The sequence below is a fragment of the Sphaerochaeta sp. genome (assembly GCF_050178175.1).
In the GTDB taxonomy this organism is placed as follows: Bacteria; Spirochaetota; Spirochaetia; order Sphaerochaetales; family Sphaerochaetaceae; genus Sphaerochaeta.
This window is the reverse complement of sequence record NZ_JBFXGH010000029.1, coordinates 1-16,449: the sequence shown is the minus strand read 5'-3', so window position 1 is coordinate 16,449 and position 16,449 is coordinate 1. Positions and strand designations below refer to the sequence as shown.

Genomic DNA, 16,449 nt, shown 5'->3' with positions numbered 1-16,449 from the left:
GGATTTCCATGGGTGGCTATCTGATACTTACGGCAACAGCACTTATGATGGGCATTGGGGAATCTCCCCTGGTTTTCCACAGCTTGCATCCATGCTGGGCTCTGATGCTGAGACCTACCCGTTGGTGCGAAGCTGCCTGGGAGTAGATCTCCACTCATCGTTCTCTCCACCGTCCTGAATGCACTCTTGCGTTCCCAAGGGAAGGTAAAGGTATTGATGGTCGCCGGCATCATCGGAAATGGGTGCAATATCCTGCTTGATTTCCTGCTGATCATCATCCTCTGCCCTGTTTGCCTTGTACATTCTTTCCTCCCGTCGTTCTGCATTCTCTCTCAGTGAGGGCAGAAGGTGCTTCTTTCTTTCAGGTGTTTGGCCGAATTGCTTCTCTATGGGGATACCCTTGCCATTGCTGCCTATGGGGTTATTTGGACCCTGTTGATGTTTTTCAATTTGCCGATCTCAGGTATTGTCCAGGGATTACAGCCAATCGTAGGCTGCCATGCAGGAGCTAAGCGAAATGAAGAGGTCATTCGGGTACTCAAGGCATCCCTCCTTGTTACCCTGTTCCCTGATGTTTCCCTTCGCCTCTTTACCAAGGTTGAGCAATGGCTGGAAAGGGCAGTGCCGGCGGCCAGGTTGCTGTTCTTGGGGATGCAAAGTGTAGGGACGGCCTTTTTCCAGGCACTCGTACTCTGGATAGGTAGGCAGTTTGTTCTCCTGGTTCCCCTGATCTTGCTGCCTGGAAACTACCTCGGAGCACAGGGTATCTATCTTGCTTTCCCCATTGCTGACTTTCTCTCTGCTCTGTTTATTCTGTATCTGGTCTTTCGCCATCTAAAACAGGGATCATACAGCACCACGTAAGAAATTGGGCCATGATGCTTGCACCATCTAGACAAAATTTTTATACTGCCTAAAAATTTTTCTTAAGGAGTGCCGATGCACAACCGTTGGATTGTCTTGATTGCCGGACTGATTATGCAAACCATATTGGGGGGGATCTATGCTTGGAGTACCCTTACCCCATGGCTTGCAGAGAGTTATGGTATCAGCAACGGCGAGAGTGGGTTTGTATTCGGTTTGAGCATTGCTGTCTTTACCTTGGTCATGGTGTACTCCGGCCACCTGTTGGCCAGGAAAGGGCCAAGAATCCCAGCCCTCATTGGTGCGCTCCTCTATATGGCAGGGTATTTCCTGGCATCCCGTTCCCATGGTTCCCTTCCCCTCTTGTTGCTTGCTGTAGGAGTTGTCGCTGGTTCTGGGATTGGCTTTGCCTATGTGGTTCCCCTCTCGGTTGGGATGCAGTGGTTTCCTCGCCAAAAGGGATTGATCACCGGCCTCTCTGTTGGAGGGTTTGGGGGAGGGGCTATCATTCTTTCTTCCATCATTGAGGCAGGTAAGCTCTCCGGTCTTTCCTTGGATCGTTTCTTCCTCTTCTATGGTCTTGTCAGTGGATCGTTGCTCTTCCTTGCCGCGCTGTTGCTCTCTTTCCCCCCAGCGACCACAGGAAAGAATTCAGGGGAGATGCAAGTGCATAAAGCCCATTCTGAAAAGCCTATGGTTCTCAGCATCCTCGGGATGTTCAGTGGAACCTTCGCTGGATTGTTGCTTGTAGGCAACCTTGCTCCCTATGCTCTCTCCAAGGGTCTTGCTGAGGAGATGACCGTGCTTTCGGTTGTCCAGTTCTCGCTTGGGAACCTGAGCGGTAGGATTATATGGGGACATATCTTTGACAGGACAGGTTATCGTGTTATTCCCTGGTCACTCCTGCTCGCTTCTCTCTTCTCTGTACTGATACGAGTTGCATCGGGTAGCTTGCTATTTCTGGTAAGCGTACTTGTCCTGGGTTTCTTGTTTGGCTCACAGTTTGTGCTTTATGCAGGGTATCTCTCCAAGACCTATGGGGTAACAGAATTTTCCAAGCGTTACCCCTTGGTTTTTCTCTCATACGGACTTGCCGGTATCATTGCCCCTGGTATTGGTGGTTGGATTGCTGATACCACTGGTTCCTACAATACTGCAATCATGCTCTGTTTTGTGCTGTTGTCTGTTTCTGGGTTGGTCCTGATTACTGCGAACAGGAAGTGCTGAGAACCAGCACAAGGGGGACTGGACGCTCAGCTTCGCTGTTGTCCTCATACCGATCGGCAATCTTCAGGTATCGTTTCCCTTCATAGATGATCTGTGACGACCCTCCCCCATCAAGGTTGATGATCTCCTGGCAGTGTTGTCGGTCACAGAACTGTGCCAACTCGAGCAAGGAAGCCCCTGCGCTCTCCTTTCCCCTCTGGTAATTTCGTTTGCTTGCCCCTTCAGCCCAAACCAGTACAGGCTCTCCCTCTCTATTTGTTCCCAGGGCGATACGAGCAGCCCGGGCTGTTGAGAACGGCAGTGGATAGACGGTTGGTGGAAAGGGAGTCGCAGCAACGAGTGGATCAAAAAAAGGACAGCAGAGAGAGTCGACCATACTCGATTCCCTCATCATAGGTGGCCCTACCTGGATGCCGAACTGGTATGCCTCCAACCCAAGATACCGGACAGAGGTCTCCTGGACTGCGATATCTTCACGCAAGCTGAGGACAAAACCAGCCATTGGCACTCTCGTATTTCCTCCTTGCTTTACTGCCACAACGGAATTACCGGTTATGACAATATCGGTACCACTGCTACTTGGTGTGATACAGGTTTCGGGGCGGAAGTAAAAGATTGCATTTCTTTCATGCCGGTACTGCACAGAGTCAATTTCCACCACCAAATCAGTCAGTTCAACCTGTGTAGTGTGGCAGGTCCCTTTTGTATCCACCAAGAGGCAAGGCCGATGGTTCAGTGGTGGATTGAGTACCACTCCATCCTTGAGCGCAAGACCGTGGGGGGTACCCAGTTCACAGAATGGGGAATCGAGGTCGGTGGGGTCCATCAGGAAGAAATGGGAGTTGACAACAAGCGGAGAGTCAAGGGAAGAGGGGAATCCTACCTTCCCATCGATGGGGATGAAGGTAATCCCATCCTTCTTACCCGAAACCATCTCAAGGTAATGCTCTGCCTCCAGCTGGTTAAGGAACAGCCTGGCAGAAGCATTCTTGCTTATCCATGTTCCATCCTGGTAGAGGTTGCCCTCATCTGCTAGCCTCTGGAGTTGCACTTTGGCGGTGATGTTCCTGGAGAAAAACCACATATCTTTACTACGAGAGGGAAAAGGAAGATTGATATTCTCAGGTACATGGAAGAAGACCAGTCTGCCATAGGCAGAGGGGTCTTTCTCCACGATGTTGAGCCGGTAGAGCCTGGCGATCTCCCTGATTGCTCCTGCATCGAAACCAGGAGAGGCGAACTGCAGGTTTTTCCATGCAAACGCTTCCACGACCTGGAAACGTTGTATTTCCTTGTTCTGATGGGTCTCGGTAATGATGGTGTTTCTCATGCTACCCCTTGATGCCTGAATTCATGGTGCTCTCAATGATGTACCGTTGGCTGAACGCGAAGATGATGAGCAGGGGAAGGACGGAGAGTACGCTTCCTGCCAGCAATAGGTTCCATTTGACACCGTATTGGTTCTGGAACTGGGAGAGGGCAATGGTCACAGTATAGAGATTCCTGCTTGAGATATAGAGCATGGGGCGTAGCAGATCGTTCCAGTTGTTCATGAATGCGATGATGAAGAGGGTGGCGATAGGACTGGAGGCTTGGGGCAGGTAGATGCGTGCAAACATCTGGTAGGCATTCACCCCATCTATGATCCCTGCATCAAACAACGGGCGGGGTACTTGGGCAAAGAACTCCTTGAGCATAAAGGTCCCAAAGGCTCCAGCAAGGAAAGATGGTACGATCAAGGGGAGATAGGTGTCCATCCAGTTGAGTTTGAGAAAGAGATAATACTCGGGGATGATGGTCACTTGAACGGGGATCATGAGTGTAAAGATCAGGAGGGAAAAAATAAGATTCTTTCCCTTGAATTGCATGGTTGATAGTGCGAATCCTGCAAGCGAACAGACCAGGATCTGTCCAAATGCTGCCAGGGCATAAACCCAGAGGCTGTTGACGGTATAGCGGCCGAAGTTGTACTGGGTGAAGACTTCCTTGTAATTATCGAACATCTGGTCGGTGAAGAGAAGGTCGGGGATGAATTTCGGGGGTACTGAGAAGATGTTCTTCTCCGACATGAATGAGTTGGAGACCATCCAGAGGAAAGGGAAGATATAGAGAATCGCAACAATGGTGATCAGGAGGAGACGATATCGGTCTGCGTTTTTTTGTTTCATCGTCTCCTCCTTAATCCAAGTTCTGGACAAGATGCTTCTTGATGTAGAAGTTGAAAAGGGTCATCAAGCCTACGAATATCAGAAGGATGTAGGCAATCGCTGAGGCATAGCCTACCCGATAGTAGACGAAAGCATTGAGGTAGACATCATAGACCAGGGTGTTGCTCGCGTTCTGTGGGCCTCCCTTGGTCATGGCATAGATCAGCTCGAAGTTCTTGAACGAGTCGATGATGGTGATGGTGAGTACGAAAAACAGGGTTGGCATCAGCATGGGCAGGGTAATCCTGAAGAAACTCTGGAATGCATTGGCCCCATCGACCCTTGCTGATTCAAGCGTATCCCTGTTTATTCCCTGCAAACCGGCGAGGAAGATGATCATATAGTAGCCGCTCATCTTCCACACTTGCACCGAAGCTACGGTGTTCAGGGCAAGGCGGGTATCGCCAAGCCAGTATGGAGGGGTCAGCCCAATCGCCTCGATAAGGTTGTTCACCAACCCATAGGTGGGGCCGAGCATCCAGTTCCAGATGATCCCCACGGCTACAGCAGAGGTTACCACGGGGAGATAGATGGCTGAGCGGAAGAAGGAAATTCCCTTGATCCGTACATTGATAAGGACGGCAAGGGCAAGTCCACAGACGATGGAGCCAACAACGTAGATCAAGGAGAACTGCAGGGTATTCAGTACAATTCCGATGAACTCCTCACTGGAAAGCAGTTCCTGATAATTCCCGAGTTTGATGAATGCAGGGGAGCTCAAGAGATTCCAATCGGTAAAGCTGAGGTACAGGGAGGAAACGATTGGAATAAGCCTGAACACAAGCAGTCCGATCACCGTAGGGATTATGAATACCCATGGGGTTATCTTACTGTGCCATCGGTACGGTGGTTGGGTCATCAATTGTTTTCCTTACTAACAATGTGGTTGCCTGGAAGGCCAGGCAACCAACCTATAAAAATTGTAATCTACTTGTAGTACCGCTTCAAGACAGCGTTGATGTTCTCTGTTCCCTTCTGAAAGGCCTCGTCAAAGCCCATATGGCTGTTGATGATTGCATCAATGGTACCGTTGAGCCCAAGAGACTCAGAGCCACCATATCCTCTCCATTCACTCCATCCCATGGTGTAGCTGGTGGTCATTGGGCCGCTCGCTTGTTCTCTGAGGAGGTTCATCTCTTCTCCTGGCTGTTTGCTGGGATCGGCAAACAGGGGATCTTCTGCTAGTTTCTTTGCAGAGGGAATCTTTCCTGCCATGTATACATCCAGGCTGATTCCCTCTCCTGCAACGTACTTGGCAAACTTCCATGCCATTTCAGGATGCTTGGTGTTTGGTGCGAGGGCATAGCTGTCTGGCCATCCATAGGTAAGATTGCTCGGTCCTGCAGGTCCACTGGGAACCCGTGCAATGCCCCATCGCATGTCATCGCCTACATTCTTTCGGAGTGTATCGACGAACCAGGAACCATCGACCCACATTGCTGCCACTCCCTGGCTGAAGACATCCTGCTGTTGGAAGCTGGTCATATCTTTCTGGGGAGGGGCAACCTTGTCAACGAGAACAAGGTCAGTCAGCATCCTGATGGCATCCATGGCATTCTTGTCAGGATTGAATTGCATGGAGTTCTTGTCAATGAGTTTTCCATTGTTTGCATAGACCCAAGGTTCTATGTGCGCGTAGCGGCCATAGAACCAGTGTCCCCACTGGTCGGTTTTTCCGTCCCCGTTCTTGTCGATGGTGAGCTGCTTGGCTGCTTTCTTGAAGTCATCCCAGGTCCAGTCATCACTCGGATAGGCAACCCCGGCGGCGTCGAATGCATCCTTGTTGTAATAGAGCACCGTGGTAACCAATGCAAAGGGGATGGAATAGTAACTTTCCGTGTTGCTGATCTCTTTACTGGTATCGAATATGGACTGATAGAAGTTTGTGAAAGTGTCGTCATTCTTGATGAAGGAATCAAGATTGTACAAAAGGCCGGCTTTCGCCCACTCCTCAATGTACCCCGAGCTCATCGTGAAGACATCAGGAAGCTTGTTCTGGTTGGCCTGGATGCGGATCTTGGTCCAATACTCCTTGGTTCCCACTATGGTGTTATTGATTGTTACCCCAGGGTTGGCCGCCTCGAAGGCGCTGATGATCTGCTTGTTCTGTTCAAGCATATCAGGATCCCACGTCCACCATTCCAATGTGATTTCTTCTGTCTCAGCCTTGGTTTCTGTACCACCTGCTGCAAACAGGAGACCCAATGTAAGAAGGACTACCAGTGTCATCAGTAGTTTTTTCATCTCAACACTCCTTTCTATGGAAACGAATTTCCTAAGCATACTTGCTTCCAGGACGGTAGGGGATGTATTGGGTCTCTCATTCCATCCTGTGTTGCAAGTAGTTGCATTTTACCATTGTGCATTTAAAAAGGCAATCGTGAAGTGGTGAGACTGAAAAGGTTTTTGCTCCGGGAAGATACAACAAACCCGCCTCTTATGAGACGGGTCTGTATGCTGGAGCCAAAGGGACTCGAACCCTCCACCTACTGATTGCGAACCAGTTGCTCTACCAGATGAGCTATGGCCCCGCTGAACGCATACACAAAATTATCGCAGAGAAGGCAAACTGTCAACTCTGCTGTCCGAGGGATGCGGCAATGAAGCCACTGAAAAGCGGGTGTGGACGGTTTGGTCTGCTCTTGAACTCGGGGTGGTACTGCACTCCGATGAAGAACGGATGGGATGAGAGCTCCACAGCCTCCACCAAGGTTTCGTCAGGACTGGTGCCACTGATGACAAGGCCATTTTCCTGAAGGATTTCCCTGAACTCATTGTTGAACTCATAGCGGTGCCGGTGACGCTCTCTGGTACTCTCAGATTCCTTGTATACCTTGCTCATGAGCGTATTCGGTTTCACCATGCAGGGGTAGGTCCCAAGCCGCATGGTACCTCCCTTGGGGATGTTGCCCCGCTGGTCTGGCATCAGGGCGATAACCGGATGCTTGGAATCGGGTGCAAATTCAGAGGAGTGTGCATCTAAGAACCCTACTACATGGCGGGCAAATTCTATGACGGCGATTTGCATCCCAAGGCAGATTCCAAGGTAGGGGATTCTTTGTTCCCTGGCATACCGGGCTGCAAGTATTTTTCCTTCAATACCCCGGTCCCCAAAGCCTCCAGGAACGAGAATTCCATCCGCCTCACGCAGGAGCGCATCTACCGTATCCTTGGTCACCTCCTCACTGTCCACCCAGTCTATCTGGACCTCGGCTCCATGCTCCCACCCACCATGCTTGAGTGCTTCCATCACACTGAGGTAGGCGTCATGCAGCTGGATATATTTTCCCACCAAGGCGATGCGGACCTGTTTCTTTGCACCTTCGATACGCTTCAGCATTGTCTTCCATTCAGAGAGGTCTGGCTCTCTGGTTTCCAGCTTCAGCTCCCTGCAGACAATCTCATCGAGTTTTTCGGCTCTCAGCATCATGGGAGCCTCGTAGAGCACCGGTACCGTTTTGTTCTCGATGACACAGTCGCGCTTCACATTGCAAAACAGGGCGATCTTGTCCTTGATGCTCTCCTCCAGCGGTTCGTCACTGCGCGTTACTATGATATCGGGAAAGATACCGCTTGCCATCAACTCCTTCACTGAGTGCTGGGTAGGCTTGCTCTTGTGTTCCGCGCTGCTTTTCAGGTAGGGAACCAGCGTTACATGGATGAAAAGACAGTTGTCTTGTCCCACCTCGTGCCCTATCTGTCTGATGGCCTCCAAAAAGGGTTGGCTCTCGATATCACCAGTGGTTCCCCCGATTTCGGTAATGATTACCTCGGCTTCGGTCTTCCTGTCCAATGCGTAGATTGCCTCTTTTATCTCCGTGGTTACATGGGGAATGATCTGGACGGTGGATCCCAAGTAGGCTCCGCTGCGTTCCTTGCTCAGCACGTTCCAGTACACCCTTCCGCTGGTGAGGTTGCTGTACTTGTTCAGATCCTCATCAATGAATCTCTCGTAGTGACCAAGGTCGAGGTCGGTCTCTGAACCATCCTCGGTCACGAAGACCTCCCCATGCTGGTATGGACTCATTGTTCCAGGGTCCACGTTCATATAGGGGTCGAGCTTCTGGGCTGCAATCTTCAGTCCCCTTGCTTTCAAGAGTCTCCCCAGTGATGCAGCAGTGATGCCTTTGCCGAGGCCCGAAACGACCCCGCCCGTCACAAAAATGTGTTTGGCCATATATATCATTCTCCTTGTCTCTTGTTTCACATCTGGTAGGTCTTCAGTAGGGAGAGAGCAACGGCATACCGACTTTTGCGCAGATCCATCGCCTGCTTTTCCATGTAACGGTGTGCTTGTTGCTCATCCATGCCAAGGTTTTCGATCAAGACCCATTTTGCCCTGTCGATGATCTTGATCTCTTCAATCTTCTTGTGGAGTTTCTCATTCTCTGTATGCATTGCTGTCAACCGACGACGCATTGATCGTGCAAGGCTGAGGGCTTGGAAGAACATCTGGCGGATCACCGGTTTGCTGACCACAAGCACCCCTTGCTCGGAGAACAGTGCCTCACACTGTTCAAAGTACTGGTTCCGTACTACAAGGATGGATCCTGCCAGACTCTGTTGTACCACCATGACGGCCAGTTCCTCCCCTGATTCATCCAACAGAGGAGCATTGATGACCACCAAGTCGAGTTCCTGGTCGAGTACCAGCCGCCGGGCCTCTCCTGCGCTCAGACAGTGAAGGAGCTCAATGGATCGGTCGTGCTCTCGCATGAGCGAACACAATGAGTCACTTCCTTTCTGTGTTGATGATACAACCAGCGCTCGAAGCATGTACCCCCCTCTTACATCGTCAGGAAATAGGCTTTTCGACTCGCTTCAAACGGGTCTACAGCCGTCTCATAGGACCTCCACTCCGCTCCTTTTGCATCAAGAAAGCAGGTGAGCAGACGGTCAGGGATGTTGGATTGTACAAACTCGCTGTTCTTTGCCAGTTCCATGGCTTCAGCCAAGGAGGAGGGGAGCATGCGACCTGTCTGCTTTTGGTATGCCGATCCCTGGTACTCTTCCTCGAGGGGAAGATTCCCCCGGATTCCTTCCAAGGCTGCACTGAGCAGCAAGGTGATGGCGAGGTATGGGTTGCAGGCTGGGTCGGCTGAACGCACCTCAATCCGGCGGTATTCCCCACTGGTATAGGGAATGCGGATAAGCAGCGAGCGGTTTGCCCGGCCCCATCCCACATACTTGGGAGCTTCGAAAGAACCGAGGCGCTCAAAGGAGTTTGCAAGTGGATTGAGAAAGAGGGAGATCTCCTGGATCCTGTTCAGGATTCCAGCGCTCATTGCCGTTTCAAGCTTGCTGTACTGCTCTCCCTCTGCCTTGATGGACAGGTTGAAATGTAGTCCGCTTCCACTCTCTCCCTGCAATGGTTTGGGGAGGAATGAAGCGAACAATCCACTACGGTCTGAGATGGTCTTTACCACTGATTTGAACGTGATGAAGTCGTCTGCCGCCTCAACAGGGTTTCCGTACTTGAAATCAATCTCATTCTGGCCTGGTCCTGACTCATGATGACTGCGTTCGGTGTAGAAGCCCATCTGCTCAAGGGTCAGGCAAATCTCCCTTCGTACATTCTCCCCCTTGTCCAAGGGTGCAACATCAAGGTAGGTGCCCTCATCCAAGGGTTGGTAGGTTGGCTTGCCGTTCTCATCGGTCTTGAAGAGATAGAACTCGCACTCAGGTCCCACTGTGAAGGAGTAGCCCTGCAAAGCGGCTTTTCTTACTGTCTCCTGCAAGAGGGAGCGTGTGTCTCCCTCGAAGAGGGTTCCATCGGGTTTCTTGATCGAGCAGAAGAACCGCACCACACGTCCCTGGGCTGGACGCCAAGGGAGAATGGAGAGGGTGGCAGGGTCGGGAAAGAGCAACAGGTCGCTCTCCTCAACCTCAAGGAATCCTTTCACCGAGGATGCGTCAAAACTGATACCACTGGAAAAAGCCCGTTCCAGCTCACTTGCCGAGATGGAAATATTCTTGATCTGTCCGAAAATATCGCAGAATACCAGTCGGGCGAACCGAACATCCTGTTCCTTGATGAACTGCATCACCTCTTGCTGGGTATTACTCATCATCCTTCTCCTCCCTCTGTCATACATGGGTATACATCATCCGATAGGGTGTGGTGCTGTTTGCACTCAGTACAAAAAAATGGGATGCAAGCAACTGTTCTCTGTCAAACTCGAACAGGGTACAGTACTCATCCAGAAGATTGGAAAGAAGTGCTTTATCTTCTTCATCGGCATCGCGTACTGCAACCTGTGGTGGCAACCCCTGAGGAAGTGTATCACAGCGCAAATAGATTGTGCCACCATGCATCCCCGTCCCACAGAAATAACCTACTGGAGCCTTTCCTTCTTGGTTCCTTCCCAACACAATGATGGTTCCCCCTGCCTGATACTCACCAAGAAAGCTGCCTGCCCGCTCTCCTATGACCAGCAGTGGTTGTTTCTCCTCAAACGCTTTCATATGGATGCCACAGCGGTACCCCGCACTGTCACGGATATAGAGCTTTCCCCCGCGCATTGCATACCCTGTCCCATCGCCACAGGAGCCATGTACAATAATGGCTCCCTCATTCATGGTATCCCCGGTCGCATCCTGTGCATTGCCGTTCACGATAAGTGTCGCCCCATCGAGATAGGAACCAAGACCATTGCCCGGGGTACCGTTTATGGTGATGGTCTTATCCTTCTGGGCACAGCCGATGTAGCGCTGACCGGTTACAGAGGAGAGTATGAATTGCTTTGCCTTGCTCTCCCGTATTTGTTCATTGAGATGCCGGTACTCCATCTTCCCTACATCTATCTGTGTCATTGTGCCCTCCCTAACTGTTCGCTTCTCACCTTCTGTGCAAAAGCCATCAAGGCTGGTTGCTCGCTGATCATGGCAAAATCGAGTGTTCTGAGGTCTGTCCTGCTTCTGATCAGGTCAATGTAGATGCCCCCCCTCAGAACTTGGTCCCCTATCAGGATACAGCCAACCAGGTGATGGTCCTTGATGAAGAGCCGCTTGTACCCACTCTCTGTGGTAAAGCAGAGATCCTCACCCTCATACATCCCGGCTGTGATGATATGCAAGCCGAAGAACCCAATTGCATTCATGGCGATGGCATTTTCAAAGCGATGCTCATTTCCGGTCATGGAGTATCCGGCACTCTCGCCCTGCATGTATGCATTCGGCAAGAGTGCAAGATTCCGTCTCTCTCCACTCAGGAGTTCCCATCCTTCACTGCAGTCCCCCCCGGCCCAAATATGTGCATCACTGGTTCGGCATGCTTGGTCAATGAGAATGCCCTTGTTTACCGCAAGCCCTGCATCTTTTGCCAACTGTATGTTTGGCTTGACTCCAACTGCCATGACCAGGATATCGAATCCTACAACCTTGCCACTACTCAGGAGTGCCTCCTGGCCACAGAACTCTCGTACGCTGTCTCCCAGATGGAAACGAATTCCTGCTTGTTCCAGATGTGCTTGCACCCGAAGCGATCCTTCCTCGTCTAGGATGCTGGAGAGTATCCTCCCTGCCAAATCGACCACCGTTACTGATTGCACGCGCTCAAGGATACCTTCTGCACACTTCAGCCCGATCAAGCCGGCACCGATGATAAGCACCCGGCTCGTGGGAAGCAGCTCTGATTCAAGCTCCTTTGCATCAGACAAGGAGAGGAAGGTGTGTTTTTTCGCTACCTCTTCAAGATTTTTCATAGCAGGAATGAAGGGAAGAGAACCGGTTGCGATCAGCAGCTTGTCATACTGCATGACCACCCCATCGTCCAAGGTGAGTAGTTGGGTCTCTGCTTCAATCTTCTCCACTTTTCTTCCTATAAGGAGACGGACGCTATGTTTTTCATAGAAGTCCGCATCACGGTAGGTCATCTTCTGCTCGTCAGTCTTTCCTTGGAGCAGATAGGAGATGAGTGGCCGAGCATAGATGGGATGGTTCTCTTCCCCGATGACCGTAATGGAACCTTGTGAGTCATGTTTCCTGATGGACTCAATGCATCCTACGCTGGTGATGGAGTTCCCGATAATGACATACTGCATGCTAGCGCTCCTCATAAACAATGGCCTGGTTTGGGCATCCTTGTACACAAACAGGGAGACCGTGGCTGTTTGTGGCACAGAGTTCGCACTTTTGCATAACCCCACTTTCACTTGGCATCAAGGCACCATAGGGACACGCCATGATACAGCTGTAGCAACCGACACACTTGTCCTGGTCGATGACGATCAGACCATCCTTCTGGCTGATGGCTCCCGCAATGCAGCTCTTGAGACAGAGTGGTTCACTGCAGTGACGACAGTTTACGGCAAAGCTGACGGTTCCCTTCTGTTCCACCTGTATCCTTGGATACAAAGGCTTGTCCTTCAAAGCCTGGACCATATCAGGGAGTCCGCTGTTTGCATACGCACAGTAGTACTCGCAAAGATGACAGGCCAAACACCACTGTTCATTGACGTAGATTCTCTTCATCGATCCCTCCTATGCACCGGCATGCTTGATGCCGAGGATTTGCAGCTCTGTTTCGTTCAAGCCAATCCCCCTGAGCATCAGCCGGTTTCCCCTGAGCGCCTCGATGGAGTTGATCCCCATTCCTCCCATCATCTCCTTGAGTTCATGGTTCCATGCGGTGATAAGATTTACCAATCGTTCACTGCCAATCTCTGGATTGAGTCGTTTGACCAGCTCTGGGTTCTGGGTGGCGATTCCCCAGTTGCATTTCCCGCTATGACAGGTACGGCAGAGGTGGCAACCAAGGGCGATCAGGGCACTGGTGGCCACATAGACTGCATCAGCACCGAGTGCTATGGCCTTCAGGACATCACTACTGCTTCGGATCGAGCCACCTACCACCAGACTGACATTGCCGCGTATTCCCTCCTGGCGCAGCCGCTCATCAACACTGGCCAAGGCCAGTTCAATGGGTATCCCCACGTTGTCCCTTGTCCTGGCAGGAGCTGCTCCCGTCCCCCCCCTGAATCCATCGATTGCGATGATGTCTGCTCCACTGCGTGCAATCCCGCTGGCGATTGCACTGATGTTGTGCACGGCTGCCACTTTTACGATGACCGGCTTGGTATAGGCTGTTGCCTCCTTGAGGGCAAAGACCAGCTGGCGGAGGTCTTCGATGGAGTAGATGTCATGGTGGGGTGCCGGGCTGATCGCATCACTGTGGAGTGGGATCATGCGTGTCTTGGAGATATCCTCACCAATCTTGGATCCGGGCAGGTGTCCCCCGATACCGGGTTTTGCCCCCTGTCCCATCTTGATCTCAATGGCAGCACCGGCATTCAAGTACCCCGGATGTACCCCGAATCTTCCACTTGCTACCTGGACGATGGTGTTCTTCCCATACTGGTAGAAGTCCTCATGGAGGCCCCCTTCCCCGGTGTTGTAGTAGATTCCGAGTTCTTGTGCTGCAAGTGCAAGGGACTTATGGGCATTATAGGAGATGGAACCATAGGACATGGCACTGAACATGATCGGGATCTCCAGTTTCAACTGGGGTGCGGTCTTGGTGATGATCCTTCCCTTCTCATCCCTGGTTACAGCAGATGCTTTCTGCCCGAGGTAGGTCCTGGTCTCCATTGGCTCTCTCAGCGGGTCGATGGAGGGGTTGGTTACCTGGCTTGCGTTGACCAGCATCTTGTCCCAGTACACGGGATAATCCTTGGGAGTGCCCATGGACGCCAGCAGGACTCCTCCACTCTCTGCCTGCCGATAGATATCCTGGATGACCTCTCCCCTCCAGTTTGCATTCTCCTTGAAGATATGGTCAGTCTTGACGATTTTCAGTGCATGGGTGGGGCAGAGGGATACACAGCGATGGCAGTTGACGCACTTGCTCTCATCAGCTCTCATGCGACCTGTTGCTTCGTCAAATGAGTGGACCTCATTTGCGCATTGTCGTTCGCATACCCTACAGGTGATGCATCTATCTTGGTTTCTTACTACTTCAAAGTCCGGATACAGGTAGTTGATGCCCATCTTGCCCTCCTTGCTGACCATCCAGGGTGACGATGACCGGCTTTCCTCCACTTGGGTACCAGAGCCGGTCGGGTTCAGGGCAGATAACCCTGATAGCTGCTTCCTCACTTGCCAGATAGACACGGTCGTCTTTCTCTGCAGCCACAAGGCTCCTGAGTTTGAGTCGGTCGTTGAGTGCCATCAACCCTCCGCTGAAGCCAAGGATGATGGAGAACGGACCGGTGATCAGCATGCTTGCAAAGGTGTTTCTCAAATAGGTGAATACCTCTCTCTCTTCCTTGGGTTTCCCCTCAATGGTCGACCAGAAGGGAGCTGCAATGACATTGGCTACCTCTGCAAAACTCAAGCCCTGTTTTCTGTGGAGGTAGTCGATCATATAGGTGATGACCTCGGTGTCGGTCATCAGGGTACAGGCGTAGCCGAACATCTCAATGAAGCGTCTGTTCGCGTCATAGCTCGATATTTCCCCATTGTGTACTACGCTGTAGTCGAGCAGGCTGAAAGGATGTGCTCCTCCCCACCAGCCGGGAGTATTGGTTGGGTAACGACCGTGGACTGTCCAACTGTACCCTTCGTAGTCATCGAGGCGATAAAACTCCCCAACATCTTCAGGGTAGCCCACTGCCTTGAAGACACCCATGTTCTTTCCTGATGAAAAGACATAGGCTCCGTCAATCTCCTTGTTCACCTTGATCACACACCGAGCGGTGTACTCGCTCTCATCGAGCTGGCTGGAGGCAAGTTTGGTGGGAAGCGGGGTGACGAAGTAACGCCAGATAAGCGGCTCGTCAGTGATTGCATGCTGCTTGGTGGTAGGGATCTTGGAGAGGTTGATGAGATCGAAGTGTTCTTCAAGGAATTCCTCACAGCTCCGTTTTGCCTCACTTGAATAATAGAAGACATGCAGCGCATAGAAATCAGCATATTCAGGGTAGATGCCATACCCGGCAAACCCTCCTCCCAGTCCGTTCGAGCGGTCGTGCATGACAGCGATGGAGGATATGGCTTCACGTCCGGAAAATCGTTTTCCACTTCGTGATATGATGCCACTGATCGCACATCCACTGGGAATGCGGACATCTCCCTCCAAAGGTGTTTTTTGATGGTAGCCGTTCATAGGGCGTCTCCTTGGATACGAAAAAAGGCGCCCATCACAGACACCTCACGCATGCGAGGTACCTCTGATGGACGCCTTTGTCCAATTGAATATACCTTATCATAGCGAAAATGCTTTTGTTTGTCACGAGGGGAGGCGTTGGTAGGGAAAATGAAATTGCAACTGCTTGCAATAGAACCTGTTATTTTTTGTTCATAGTCGTGATGGAGTTCTTTTTCAGGGGATATTCTGTAACCAGTCATGCTGTGATTGACCTTTTATCTCACCAGCACTCTCTATAATCGGCAGTAGGGGGAGAGACAATTCTCCACAGACGAAATAGATCATATTCATGAAGTTACTCATGTTCTTGAAGCCTCTTGCACGACTCTTGGTGATGCTAATCTTCGAGTTGGACCCTTCCAGGATTGCATTGGTCCTCAATGTCTGGAAGTAGTTGAGGATCTCAACGGCATTCCTTGTAAGGCACGCTGTAAACTTGCGTATCTCCATGACTGTGAAGTTTGCGAATTTGATGATCAACCTCTCATAGAAATCCTGCAACTCAAGAGGAAAAAGTTGGACTTTCTATGATGCTAGACCAAGACTCCTGCTGCCGCTAGAGGCCTAGGGAACCCTCGCCGTGATGTAGCAACGATATTGGAAGAAATTGCGATACCCCCAGGTTTTCTCCCGGGTATCATGGACCTTGCACACTCCTTCAACACCAAGGTAAGCGAATGTCGCCCCTTCTGCGAAGTCAACCTTGATATGGAGTTCCATGCATTGCATTTGCGTAGATTAGGTAGTACAATCTACGCAAATATTGCGGAGATTATATATGTATATCTATGAAAACCCTACATGGCCACATTTTACCTGGAATCAAGAAACCCTGCTTGAACCGCTCGCAAACACCACCTTTTTACAGGGAGAAGTCCTGGGTCGCATGAAAAGCCTTGGATTTGAACTGCAGAGAGAATCGAATTGGCATGTAGTTTCAGAGAACATCATCAGCTCCAGTGAAATTGAAGGTGAACACCTCAATTATGGACAAGTCCGCTCTTC

19 protein-coding genes and 1 tRNA gene are annotated in these 16,449 nt (G+C 51.1%); 4 read left to right on the top strand and 16 right to left on the bottom strand.

The window, feature by feature from the left end; all coding sequences use genetic code 11:
- Nucleotides 1–114: 114 nt before the first annotated feature.
- Nucleotides 115–303: a hypothetical protein gene (locus tag AB7S66_RS05220; protein ID WP_428518404.1), complete on the bottom strand. Its 189-nt coding sequence runs from the start codon at nucleotides 301–303 to the stop codon at nucleotides 115–117.
- Between the two features lie 66 nt (nucleotides 304–369).
- On the opposite strand from AB7S66_RS05220, the gene AB7S66_RS05215 reads away from it, so the two are divergent.
- Nucleotides 370–864 (top strand): MATE family efflux transporter, encoded by a 495-nt coding sequence (locus AB7S66_RS05215; protein WP_428518403.1) that lies wholly within the window; start codon nucleotides 370–372, stop codon nucleotides 862–864.
- A gap of 75 nt (nucleotides 865–939) precedes the next feature.
- A complete protein-coding gene (locus AB7S66_RS05210; RefSeq protein ID WP_428518402.1) occupies nucleotides 940–2,091 on the top strand; it encodes an MFS transporter in 1,152 nt (383 codons plus the stop codon).
- Here the strand turns inward: AB7S66_RS05210 and AB7S66_RS05205 are convergent.
- From AB7S66_RS05205 to AB7S66_RS05190, 4 genes are all read right to left on the bottom strand, one after another.
- Nucleotides 2,069–3,421: a phosphodiester glycosidase family protein gene (locus AB7S66_RS05205; protein WP_428518401.1), complete on the bottom strand. Its 1,353-nt coding sequence runs from the start codon at nucleotides 3,419–3,421 to the stop codon at nucleotides 2,069–2,071. The two genes, AB7S66_RS05210 and AB7S66_RS05205, sit on opposite strands and share 23 nt — an antisense overlap.
- Before the next feature lies 1 nt (nucleotide 3,422).
- Nucleotides 3,423–4,259 carry a carbohydrate ABC transporter permease gene (locus AB7S66_RS05200; RefSeq protein WP_428518400.1) on the bottom strand — a complete coding sequence of 279 codons (837 nt, stop codon included), beginning with the start codon at nucleotides 4,257–4,259 and terminating at the stop codon, nucleotides 3,423–3,425.
- Nucleotides 4,260–4,269: 10 nt separating this feature from the next.
- Nucleotides 4,270–5,157, bottom strand: coding sequence for a carbohydrate ABC transporter permease (locus tag AB7S66_RS05195; RefSeq protein WP_428518399.1), 888 nt, complete (start codon nucleotides 5,155–5,157; stop codon nucleotides 4,270–4,272).
- A gap of 68 nt (nucleotides 5,158–5,225) precedes the next feature.
- Nucleotides 5,226–6,542 carry an ABC transporter substrate-binding protein gene (locus tag AB7S66_RS05190; RefSeq protein WP_428518398.1) on the bottom strand — a complete coding sequence of 439 codons (1,317 nt, stop codon included), beginning with the start codon at nucleotides 6,540–6,542 and terminating at the stop codon, nucleotides 5,226–5,228.
- Between the two features lie 16 nt (nucleotides 6,543–6,558).
- Between AB7S66_RS05190 and AB7S66_RS05185 the strand changes: the two genes are divergently transcribed.
- Nucleotides 6,559–6,690: a hypothetical protein gene (locus tag AB7S66_RS05185; protein ID WP_428518397.1), complete on the top strand. Its 132-nt coding sequence runs from the start codon at nucleotides 6,559–6,561 to the stop codon at nucleotides 6,688–6,690.
- Nucleotides 6,691–6,756: 66 nt separating this feature from the next.
- On the opposite strand, the gene AB7S66_RS05180 is transcribed toward AB7S66_RS05185, so the two are convergent.
- The 11 genes from AB7S66_RS05180 to AB7S66_RS05130 all read right to left on the bottom strand — a co-directional run bounded on the left by AB7S66_RS05180 (nucleotide 6,757) and on the right by AB7S66_RS05130 (nucleotide 16,164).
- Nucleotides 6,757–6,829: transfer RNA gene (locus AB7S66_RS05180), tRNA-Ala, on the bottom strand.
- 41 nt (nucleotides 6,830–6,870) lie between these two features.
- Complete coding sequence (locus AB7S66_RS05175) at nucleotides 6,871–8,475, bottom strand: CTP synthase (protein WP_428518396.1); 1,605 nt, start codon at nucleotides 8,473–8,475, stop codon at nucleotides 6,871–6,873.
- A gap of 26 nt (nucleotides 8,476–8,501) precedes the next feature.
- On the bottom strand, nucleotides 8,502–9,074 hold the full coding sequence (locus AB7S66_RS05170; protein WP_428518395.1) for an ANTAR domain-containing response regulator: 573 nt from the start codon (nucleotides 9,072–9,074) through the stop codon (nucleotides 8,502–8,504).
- An 11-nt stretch (nucleotides 9,075–9,085) separates the two neighbouring features.
- Nucleotides 9,086–10,369 carry a glutamine synthetase family protein gene (locus AB7S66_RS05165; protein WP_428518394.1) on the bottom strand — a complete coding sequence of 428 codons (1,284 nt, stop codon included), beginning with the start codon at nucleotides 10,367–10,369 and terminating at the stop codon, nucleotides 9,086–9,088.
- Nucleotides 10,370–10,385: 16 nt separating this feature from the next.
- Entirely contained in the window at nucleotides 10,386–11,111 is a 726-nt protein-coding gene (locus tag AB7S66_RS05160) for a glutamate synthase (RefSeq protein WP_428518393.1), read from the bottom strand.
- Nucleotides 11,108–12,340 (bottom strand): NAD(P)/FAD-dependent oxidoreductase, encoded by a 1,233-nt coding sequence (locus tag AB7S66_RS05155; RefSeq protein WP_428518392.1) that lies wholly within the window; start codon nucleotides 12,338–12,340, stop codon nucleotides 11,108–11,110. The genes AB7S66_RS05160 and AB7S66_RS05155 overlap by 4 nt, the downstream gene beginning before the upstream one ends.
- Before the next feature lies 1 nt (nucleotide 12,341).
- Entirely contained in the window at nucleotides 12,342–12,770 is a 429-nt protein-coding gene (locus AB7S66_RS05150) for a 4Fe-4S dicluster domain-containing protein (RefSeq protein WP_428518391.1), read from the bottom strand.
- Between the two features lie 9 nt (nucleotides 12,771–12,779).
- A complete protein-coding gene (locus AB7S66_RS05145; protein WP_428518390.1) occupies nucleotides 12,780–14,285 on the bottom strand; it encodes a glutamate synthase-related protein in 1,506 nt (501 codons plus the stop codon).
- On the bottom strand, nucleotides 14,254–15,402 hold the full coding sequence (locus AB7S66_RS05140; protein WP_428518389.1) for a class II glutamine amidotransferase: 1,149 nt from the start codon (nucleotides 15,400–15,402) through the stop codon (nucleotides 14,254–14,256). Before AB7S66_RS05140 ends, AB7S66_RS05145 begins: the two co-directional genes overlap by 32 nt.
- A gap of 216 nt (nucleotides 15,403–15,618) precedes the next feature.
- A complete protein-coding gene (locus tag AB7S66_RS05135; RefSeq protein WP_428518388.1) occupies nucleotides 15,619–15,945 on the bottom strand; it encodes a transposase in 327 nt (108 codons plus the stop codon).
- Between the two features lie 63 nt (nucleotides 15,946–16,008).
- Nucleotides 16,009–16,164 carry a hypothetical protein gene (locus tag AB7S66_RS05130; protein WP_428518387.1) on the bottom strand — a complete coding sequence of 52 codons (156 nt, stop codon included), beginning with the start codon at nucleotides 16,162–16,164 and terminating at the stop codon, nucleotides 16,009–16,011.
- Between the two features lie 58 nt (nucleotides 16,165–16,222).
- Between AB7S66_RS05130 and AB7S66_RS05125 the strand changes: the two genes are divergently transcribed.
- The coding region (locus AB7S66_RS05125) for a DUF4172 domain-containing protein (protein WP_428518386.1) at nucleotides 16,223–16,449 on the top strand (227 nt) is incomplete at its 3' end.

Coding starts and splice junctions, on each gene's coding strand:
- AB7S66_RS05220 (WP_428518404.1), bottom strand. CDS start 303: ATGTACAAGGCAAACAGGGCAGAGGATGATGATCAGCAGGAAATCAAG.
- AB7S66_RS05210 (WP_428518402.1), top strand. CDS start 940: ATGCACAACCGTTGGATTGTCTTGATTGCCGGACTGATTATGCAAACC.
- AB7S66_RS05205 (WP_428518401.1), bottom strand. CDS start 3,421: ATGAGAAACACCATCATTACCGAGACCCATCAGAACAAGGAAATACAA.
- AB7S66_RS05200 (WP_428518400.1), bottom strand. CDS start 4,259: ATGAAACAAAAAAACGCAGACCGATATCGTCTCCTCCTGATCACCATT.
- AB7S66_RS05195 (WP_428518399.1), bottom strand. CDS start 5,157: ATGACCCAACCACCGTACCGATGGCACAGTAAGATAACCCCATGGGTA.
- AB7S66_RS05190 (WP_428518398.1), bottom strand. CDS start 6,542: ATGAAAAAACTACTGATGACACTGGTAGTCCTTCTTACATTGGGTCTC.
- AB7S66_RS05185 (WP_428518397.1), top strand. CDS start 6,559: ATGGAAACGAATTTCCTAAGCATACTTGCTTCCAGGACGGTAGGGGAT.
- AB7S66_RS05175 (WP_428518396.1), bottom strand. CDS start 8,475: ATGGCCAAACACATTTTTGTGACGGGCGGGGTCGTTTCGGGCCTCGGC.
- AB7S66_RS05170 (WP_428518395.1), bottom strand. CDS start 9,074: ATGCTTCGAGCGCTGGTTGTATCATCAACACAGAAAGGAAGTGACTCA.
- AB7S66_RS05165 (WP_428518394.1), bottom strand. CDS start 10,369: ATGATGAGTAATACCCAGCAAGAGGTGATGCAGTTCATCAAGGAACAG.
- AB7S66_RS05160 (WP_428518393.1), bottom strand. CDS start 11,111: ATGACACAGATAGATGTAGGGAAGATGGAGTACCGGCATCTCAATGAA.
- AB7S66_RS05155 (WP_428518392.1), bottom strand. CDS start 12,340: ATGCAGTATGTCATTATCGGGAACTCCATCACCAGCGTAGGATGCATT.
- AB7S66_RS05150 (WP_428518391.1), bottom strand. CDS start 12,770: ATGAAGAGAATCTACGTCAATGAACAGTGGTGTTTGGCCTGTCATCTT.
- AB7S66_RS05145 (WP_428518390.1), bottom strand. CDS start 14,285: ATGGGCATCAACTACCTGTATCCGGACTTTGAAGTAGTAAGAAACCAA.
- AB7S66_RS05140 (WP_428518389.1), bottom strand. CDS start 15,402: ATGAACGGCTACCATCAAAAAACACCTTTGGAGGGAGATGTCCGCATT.
- AB7S66_RS05130 (WP_428518387.1), bottom strand. CDS start 16,164: ATGGAACTCCATATCAAGGTTGACTTCGCAGAAGGGGCGACATTCGCT.